The organism is Spiroplasma sp. ChiS (assembly GCF_002968355.1).
Classification (GTDB): domain Bacteria; phylum Bacillota_I; class Bacilli_A; order Mycoplasmatales; family Mycoplasmataceae; genus Spiroplasma; species Spiroplasma citri.
In genome coordinates this window covers 1-1,167 of sequence record NZ_PUUH01000148.1, presented here as the reverse complement: position 1 = coordinate 1,167, position 1,167 = coordinate 1, and the positions used below count along the sequence as shown (strand labels likewise).

General features: G+C 24.2%; 2 protein-coding genes and 1 pseudogene. 2 read left to right on the top strand and 1 reads right to left on the bottom strand.

The window, feature by feature from the left end; all coding sequences use genetic code 4:
• Positions 1-134: 134 nt before the first annotated feature.
• A complete protein-coding gene (locus C6B38_RS04515; RefSeq protein ID WP_105298815.1) occupies positions 135-326 on the bottom strand; it encodes a hypothetical protein in 192 nt (63 codons plus the stop codon).
• 131 nt (positions 327-457) lie between these two features.
• On the opposite strand from C6B38_RS04515, the gene C6B38_RS04510 reads away from it, so the two are divergent.
• Positions 458-661: a DUF2649 family protein gene (locus C6B38_RS04510; RefSeq protein WP_105298814.1), complete on the top strand. Its 204-nt coding sequence runs from the start codon at positions 458-460 to the stop codon at positions 659-661.
• Positions 661-1,167, top strand: a pseudogene (locus tag C6B38_RS04505) (hypothetical protein); the annotation flags it as partial. The gene C6B38_RS04510 and the pseudogene C6B38_RS04505, both read left to right, overlap by 1 nt.

Sequence of the window (1,167 nt, the reverse complement as noted above, 5' to 3'; positions counted from 1 at the left end):
TAATAAATTCATTTTTTACAAATGTGATACCATCTATTTTTTGATTATCATGAATGGTATCACCAATTAAAACAATTATTTCACTAAAACTTCCTAGTGTGCCTTAACTAAGATATAATCGATTATAATAAATATTAAAATCCTTTAACCATAACACGGAAAAAGTTTAAGATTTTAATAATACAAAATATAGCAAATGGAATTAATATAATTCACGCTTCACCTAAGAAAACCATTATCTCAGGTAAAATATTTGTTATACCTTCTTTAACTTTTCATAATGCACTAGTCAAACCCGTTCAAATACCAGTCATACCCTCAGTCATAGTTTTAGGTGTAGGTGCTGTTAAAAAATTGCAAATGCCCCTGAGTTTTTATATGTTATATCGTTTGTGTTATTTATTGTTTTTTTTGGAATGTTTTTTAAACTTATTCAAAAAATGTGGAGTTTTTAAAAATGCAAAATGATTGAATTAAATTAAAAGAGTTTTTCATTCATGTCTTTTTGTTTATAGATAAAACTAATGTTGAAAGTATTACAATGTGGAATTTAACGCAAAATGAATATTTAACTTTGATGGTTGTTGTTTGAATTGTGATTTTGTTTTTAACTTGGTTTTTCTTGTGAATGGTTTTTAAAATAGTTGGGTATTTTAAATAATGAAAAAATTTATATTTTTCTTTAAAAACTATTGTTATATTAGTGGTTCAATGCTTTTGTTTAGTTTAATTGATTTATTACTTTGGTTAATTTCTTTGTATTGTGTTGGTTTAGTATTTTGAATATTATTTGCTTTGCAGTGTGTTTATTTTGTGTGATGATTGTGAAAAAATATTTTTTATCAGTTAAATGCTTTTCGGTTAGTAAATTTTGTTTGAGATAATCCGTTATCGGTAATTATTGGTAAGTTAGGAACTGGTAAAACATTACTTTTAACTTATTTGTCGCAAACTATGAAATTATTGACAGATGAAATTTATAGTAATTATCCGTTAGAAGATGATAAAGTTAAAGTTTTAACATTTAAAAATTTAGATTTTACTAATTATCCGTTAGAAGATGATAAAGTTAAAGTTTTAACATTTAAAAATTTAGATTTTACAGATAGAACAAAACCGGTTCCCCCAGATGATAGTGTTATTTTATTTGATGAAAGTTATTTGTAT